The organism is Devosia sp., from assembly GCF_036406155.1.
Classification (GTDB): domain Bacteria; phylum Pseudomonadota; class Alphaproteobacteria; order Rhizobiales; family Devosiaceae; genus Devosia_A.
The window spans coordinates 1-6,602 of record NZ_DASWVV010000153.1; the positions used below are offsets into that span (position 1 = coordinate 1).

At 68.1% G+C, this 6,602-nt stretch carries 6 protein-coding genes; all 6 read right to left on the bottom strand.

Annotated features, from left to right (window positions below; all coding sequences use genetic code 11):
- Positions 1 to 71 precede the first annotated feature (71 nt).
- Complete coding sequence (locus VGD93_RS09740; RefSeq protein ID WP_395011539.1) at positions 72 to 1,085, bottom strand: ABC transporter ATP-binding protein; 1,014 nt, start codon at positions 1,083 to 1,085, stop codon at positions 72 to 74.
- A complete protein-coding gene (locus tag VGD93_RS09745; protein ID WP_395011541.1) occupies positions 1,082 to 2,077 on the bottom strand; it encodes an ABC transporter ATP-binding protein in 996 nt (331 codons plus the stop codon). Before VGD93_RS09745 ends, VGD93_RS09740 begins: the two co-directional genes overlap by 4 nt.
- A complete protein-coding gene (locus VGD93_RS09750) occupies positions 2,074 to 2,967 on the bottom strand; it encodes an ABC transporter permease (RefSeq protein WP_395011542.1) in 894 nt (297 codons plus the stop codon). The genes VGD93_RS09745 and VGD93_RS09750 overlap by 4 nt, the downstream gene beginning before the upstream one ends.
- Positions 2,964 to 3,971 (bottom strand): ABC transporter permease, encoded by a 1,008-nt coding sequence (locus VGD93_RS09755; RefSeq protein ID WP_395011544.1) that lies wholly within the window; start codon positions 3,969 to 3,971, stop codon positions 2,964 to 2,966. The genes VGD93_RS09750 and VGD93_RS09755 overlap by 4 nt, the downstream gene beginning before the upstream one ends.
- Before the next feature lie 23 nt (positions 3,972 to 3,994).
- A complete protein-coding gene (locus VGD93_RS09760; RefSeq protein WP_395011545.1) occupies positions 3,995 to 5,527 on the bottom strand; it encodes an ABC transporter substrate-binding protein in 1,533 nt (510 codons plus the stop codon).
- A gap of 226 nt (positions 5,528 to 5,753) precedes the next feature.
- Positions 5,754 to 6,602, bottom strand: an 849-nt coding sequence (locus VGD93_RS09765; RefSeq protein WP_395011547.1) for a CaiB/BaiF CoA transferase family protein, incomplete at its 5' end; no start/stop codon positions are given.

Here is a 6,602-nt window from a genome sequence, read left to right on the forward strand (position 1 = left end):
CTGGCCGCGACCCCGCGCCGCGGCGTCGCCCGACAGGAGCAGCGGGGTGCCGTCCACGGGGGCGAATGCGGTCATGGCGCAGCCTCGTCGAGCAGCGACAGGTGCTCCGCCAGCCGGTGGCAGGCGGCAGTGTGGCCTGCCCCGACGCTTTCCGTCTGCGGCACCACGGTGCGGCACGTCTCGATGGCCAGCGGGCAGCGGGTGTGGAACTTGCAGCCGGCGGGCGGATTGAGCGGCGACGGCAACTCGCCCTTGAGCCGCACACGGCTGTGCTGGCCGACGGCGTCGACCTCCGGCACTGCCGACATCAGGCTCTGCGTGTAGGGGTGGCGGGGGCGCGACAGGACGGCTTCCACCGGCCCCATCTCGACGATCTCGCCCAGATACATCACGGCGACGCGGTCGGAGAGGTAGCCGATGACCGAGATGTCGTGCGAGATGAACAGATAGGTCAGCCCGAAATCGCGCTTGAGCTCGATGAGGAGCTGGATGATCTGCGCCTGGATGGACACGTCGAGCGCCGATACCGGCTCGTCGCAGACGATGAATTCGGGGTTGGAGATCAGCGCCCGGGCGATGCCGATGCGCTGGCGCTGCCCGCCCGAGAACTGGTGCGGATAGCGGTCGAGCTGGTTGGCCTTGAGGCCGACCCGTTCGATCATGGCGCCGACCTTGGCCCGGATCTCCTCCTCGGACGCGGCGAGCCCATGCAGCCGCAGGGGCAGGCCGACGATCTCGGCTACGGTCCGGCGCGGGTTGAGCGATGCGTAGGGGTCCTGGAAGATGATCTGCATGCGCCGGCGCATGGCCTTGAGCACGTCCGGCGCCAGCGCGGTCACGTCGGTGCCGTCGAAGGTGACGCGGCCCGCGCTCGGCTCGTGCAGCCTCAAGATGGCGCGGCCGAGGGTCGACTTGCCGCAGCCGCTTTCCCCGATCAGTCCGAGGATCTCGCCGCGCTCGATCGTCAGGCTGACGTCGTCGACCGCGCGCAGCACGGAACGCGGCGCCCCGGTCAGCCGCTCGGCGAGTGTCCGGCGCCCCAGATAGTCCTTGCTCAGGTGCTGTACGTCGAGGAGCGCGCTCATGGCTGCTGCTCCGCAACGTGAATGCAGCGGGCGCGATGGCCCGGGGCCGCCTCACGCATGGCGATGGGCTTGAGGCAGGCGTCGACGCGCTCGCTGCAGCGCGAATAGAAGCGGCACTGCGGCGGCAGGTCGATGAGATCGGGAACCTGGCCCTCGATCGGCCGGATCGGCTGACCACGCAGCGACAGGCGCGGAATGGAGCCGAGCAGGCCCCTGGTATAGGGATGGCGCGGCGCCCCGATCACCTGCGCCGTCGGGCCCTCCTCCACCACCTGGCCGGCATACATCACCATCACCCGGTCGCAATGCTCGGCGACGATGCCGAGGTCGTGGGTGATGAGCACCACGCTCATCTGCAGCTTGCGGCGGATGTCGGAGATGAGTTCCAGCACCTGTGCCTGGATGGTGACGTCGAGCGCGGTGGTCGGCTCGTCGGCGATCAGCAGCTTGGGGCGGCAGGCGAGCGCGATGGCGATCATGATGCGCTGGCGCATGCCGCCCGAGAACTCGTGCGGGTACTGGCCGAGCCGCTTGTCGGCGGACGGGATGCCGACGAGGCCCAGCATTTCCACCGAGCGCTCGCGGATGGCCCGGGCGCGGCCGCCGCCGCGCGCATCGAGCGTGTCGTCATGCGCCTCCAGCACCTCCGCCAGCTGCTCGCCAACGGTGAGCGCCGGGTTGAGGGCGGTCAGTGCGTCCTGCATGGTCATGGCGATGTCCCTGCCGCGCACCGCCCGCATCTGCCGCGGATTGAGGGCCCGCAGGTCGCGGCCGTCGAAGACGATCTCGCCGCCCTCGACGCGCCCGGGCGAGCGCACCAGACCCATCACCGAGGCAAAGGTGACGCTCTTGCCCGATCCGGATTCGCCGACGACGCCGAGGCACTCCCCACGCCTGACCTCGACATCCACCCCGTCGACGGCACGCACCATGCCGGCGCGGGTCTCGAACACCGTGCGCAGATCCCGCACGCTGAGCAGCGTCTCGCTCATTCCTGGAACCTCGGATCGAACGCGTCGCGCAGGCCCTGGCTGGCGACGTTGATGGCGAGCACGAGCAACAGGATGGCCAGCCCGGGGAAGGTCGAGACCCACCACGCCTCGAGCATGAAGGCGCGGCCGTCGGCGACCATCGAGCCCCAGGATGCGGTGGGCGGCTGCACGCCGAGCCCGAGGAAGGAGAGCGAGGCCTCGAGGATGATCACGTGCGCCATGCGGATGGTCGACACCACGATCACCGGCGACAGGATGTTGGGCAGGATCTCGCGCATCATGATGTGCCCGCGGGACGCGCCCAGCGCGCGCGCCGCCTCGACATATTCGAGTTCGCGCGTGGCCAGCGTCTCGCCGCGCACCACCCGGCAGGGAATGACCCATTCCTTGTAGGCCAGCGCGAGGATGATGTTGAGCAGGCCCGGGCCCATCATGGCCATCAGGCCGATGGCGAAGATCAGATAGGGAAAGCCGAGCAGGATGTCGACGACGCGCGAGATGACGACGTCGACCCAACCGCGCAGGTAGCCGGCGGCGAGGCCGGCGAGGATGCCGATGGTGGTGGCGACCAGGATCACGGCGGCGCCGATGAAGATCGAGATGCGGGTGCCGTAGATGATGCGCGAGAGGATGTCGCGGCCGAGCGCGTCGCAGCCGAGCGGGTAGCTCCAGTCGCCTCCCGGCAGCCAGGCGGGCGGCTGCAGGCGCAGGAAGAGGTCGGTCTCGTTGGGGTTGTGCGGCGCGATCAGCGGGGCAAACACGGCGATCAGCACGAACAGCAGCACGACCACGGCGCTGGCCACGGCGAGCCGGTTGCCGGCGAAGTTGCGCAGGTTCTGGCGGAAGATCGAGTCGGCCGCGCGCGGCGCGGTAGCGACGCCGGCGCTCACAGGCGCACCCGCGGGTTGAGCACGGTATAGAGGATGTCGGCGATGAAATTGAGCAGCACGTAGGTCACCGCGTAGAACAGCACCGCGGCCTGGACCAGCGGGTAGTTGCGCAGGAAGATGCTCTCGACCACGAGGCGGCCGAGGCCGGGCCAGCCGAACACCGTCTCCACGATCATGTTGCCGCCGAGGAGCGAACCGGTCTCGATGGCAGCGACCGAGACGGTCGGGATCAAGGCGTTCTTGAGCGCGTGCCGGAACAGGATGCGCCGGCGCGACAGCCCCTTGGCCTCGGCGAAGGTGACGTAGTCCTGGCGCAGCACTTCGAGCATCGAGGTGCGGGTCACGCGCATCAGGATGGCGGTCATCGGCAGGCCCAGCGTGATCGCTGGCAGGATGATGTGCGAGAGCGCATCGAGGAAGGCGTCGGGGCGTCCGCGCAGCAGCGTGTCGATGAGCAGGAAATGGGTAATGGGCGCGATCTCGCTCGAATAGCCGATACGGCCCGAGACCGGCAGCCAGTGCAGGTTCACCGCGAACAGCAGCAGCAGCAGGATGCCGAACCAGAAGCCCGGCAGCGACACGCCGAGCAGCGACCCCACGGTGGCGATGCGGTCGAGGAAGGAGTTCTTTCTGATGGCGGCGAGCACGCCGAGGGGAATGGAGGTCACCAGCGCCACCAGCAGCGCGACGAGGCTCAGCTCGATGGTGGCCGGCAGCCGCTCGGCGATGACGTCGGAGACCGGGCGGCGGTGGTAGAAGCTCTGCCCGAAATCGCCCTGCACGGCGTTCCCCAGAAAGACGAAGAAGCGCTCGTGGATGGGGCGGTCGAGGCCGAGGTCGCGCCGCAGCGCCGCCTCCTGTTCGGCGGTGACCGATTGGTCACCGATCATGATCTGCACCGGATCGCCCGGCGTCAGCGTCATCATCACGAAGACGATGAGGCTGACGCCGAGGAGAACGGGCAGGAGCTGGAGAAGGCGTTCCAGCAGCTTTCCCAGACTCATGTCCGTTCCCCCGGGAGGTTCGGTTACTGGACGCAGGCGTCGTGCAGGTTGATGCGGCTGTCGGCGCTCGGCTTCCAGCCGCTCAGGCGCTTGGAGACGCCGTAGATGTCCTGCGGCACCCAGAGATAGACATAGGGCAGGTCGGCGTTGATCATCAGCTCGGCCTCACGATACATCCCCGCCCGCTTCTCGGCATCGAGCTCGATCGCCGCGGCGTCGAGGAGCGCGTCGAGCTTCTCGTTGGCGTAGCCGGAGGAGTTGCCGCGGTCATTGGTGCGGTGCGTCGGCGTGAAGATGTCGAACGGATCGAGCGAGCCGTTGCCCCAGCTGGTGAAGTACATGTCGCCGGTCTTGGGCTTGCCCTGGGTGCGCCACTTCTCGACGAGTTGCGCCCCTTCGCCGACGGCAACGGTGGTGCGGATGCCGGCCTTGGTGAGCAGCGAAGCGACCGCCTCGGCGGTGTCCTTGAAGGCGCCTTCGACGTCCATGGTGACGTCGATGCCGTCGGGGTAGCCGGCCTCGGCGAGCAGGGCCTTGGCCTTCTCCGGATCATAGGCGTAGGTCGGCAGCTCGCTGGCGCCGAAGGCGTCGGGCGACAGGATGCCGTTGATGGCCACCGCGTTGCCGGCGAGGATGCGGTCGATGATCAGCTGCCGGTCGATGGCGTGGGCCGCCGCCTGGCGCACCTTGGGGTCGTCGAAATACTCGCCCTGCATGTTCATGGCGATGAAGAAGCTGCGCGTGCCGTTCACCGTCATCACGTCGGTATTGGGATTGGCCTTGACCTGCTCGATCGAGAAGGCCGGCAGTTCGTTGATGATGTCGACGTCGCCGGCCAGCAGCGCCGCGACGCGGGACGCGGACTCGGGGATGATCTTGAAGATCACGCGGTCGACGCAGGCCTTGCCGACCGGCGGGATGTCGGGGGAGCCCCCGTAATAGTCGTCGAAGCGCTCCATGATGATGGAGTCGCCCTTGCGCCACTCGACGAGCTTGAACGGCCCGGTGCCGTTCTCCGCGGTGGAGAGAGCACCCGCGCCGCCCTTTTCGACGAACGCCTTGGACACGATCTGCTGGTTCGGCAGCATTGCCGGCAGGATCGGCCACGGCTCCTTGAGATTGATGCGCACGGTATTGTCGTCGACCACCTCGACGGAGGCCACCGGTCCCATGAGGCCCTGGCGGGGGCTGGTCTGGCCGTCCATGGCGCCTTCGACGGTGATGCGATCCAGCGTGAACTTGACGTCCTCGGCGGTCATCTCGGTGCCGTCGTGGAATTTGACGCCGCTGCGGATCTTGAAGTCGTAGACGGTGGGAGAGACCTGCACGAACGACTCGGCGATCTCGGGGACGACCTTCATGTCGCCGTCACGCGTGAGCAGTCCGTCATACATGTTGCGGATGATGGTCTCGGTCTCCCGCTTGCGGTGGTTCGCGGGGTCGAGCGTGTCGGCGTCGAGCGTGAAGCCGACCATCAGGTCGGCGGCGTGGGCAGCCGGTAGCGCGGTGCCCAGCACGAGGGCTGACGCCAGCAAGGCGCGGCGGATAGAGATCATTGCGTTTCCTCCCTGTCGAGATCCGGGGCTGCCGGCCAGCGTGCCAGAATGCCCCGGGTGGGGATAGTTATGCAAAGCCTGTGCCAGACGGGAGCGGCGCCCCGCTTCAGACAAATTGTCCTTTTCTTTCAAACTGTTGATGGAAGACGGGCGGCGCGTAAGGCCGCCATTGATGTGATCCGCGTGATTTGCACGCACGCGTTGCGCACGTCACGCGTGGCGGCCCTCAGCCGCGCCGCGCGAGGTCCTGCAGAATCTCCTGCCGGTGTTCGTCGAGGCGGGGGGCGCGCGCCGCAAGGGAAAGCGCGGCGTCCGACATGACGATCGGCGTGCGTAGCCCGGGAATGCCCGCGGGCTCGATGCGCATGCCCCGCGCCATGACCTGCGGGTCGGCGAAGGCATCGGCGACGGTATTGATCGGACCGGCCGGGACGCCCTTTTCCTCGAGCGCGCGCAGCAGCGCGTCGCGCGTCCAGGCCAGCGTCTTCTCCTCGATCGCGGCGGCCAGCGCCGGGCGGTTGGCGACACGCGCCGCATTGGTGGCGAAACGCGCGTCCGCCGCCAGCGCCTCCAGGTCCAGCACGGCGCAGGCCCGCGCGAACTGGCCGTCATTGCCGACGGCGAGGATGAAGTGGCCGTCGGCAACCCGGAACGTCTGGTAGGGGGCGATGTTGGGGTGGGCATTGCCGAGCCGCCGCGGCGACTCGCCCGTGGCAAGATAGTTCATCCCCTGGTTGGCGAGCACGCCGACCAGGGTATCGAGCAGGGCCATGTCGATGTGCTGGCCCTGCCCGGTGCGCTCGCGCTGCGCCAGCGCCGCCTGGATGGCGATGACGCCGTACAGCCCGGTGAAGATGTCGGTGAAGGCGACGCCGATCTTCTGCGGTGCGCCGTCGGGCTCGCCGGTCAGGTCCATGATCCCCGACATGCCCTGGACGAGGAAGTCGTAGCCCGCACGGTCCTTGTAGGGACCGGTCTGCCCGAAGCCGGTGATCGAGCAGTAGACGAGTCCCGGATTGACCGCGCGCAGGCTTTCGTAGTCGAGGCCGTATTTCGCGAGCTGCCCGACCTTGTA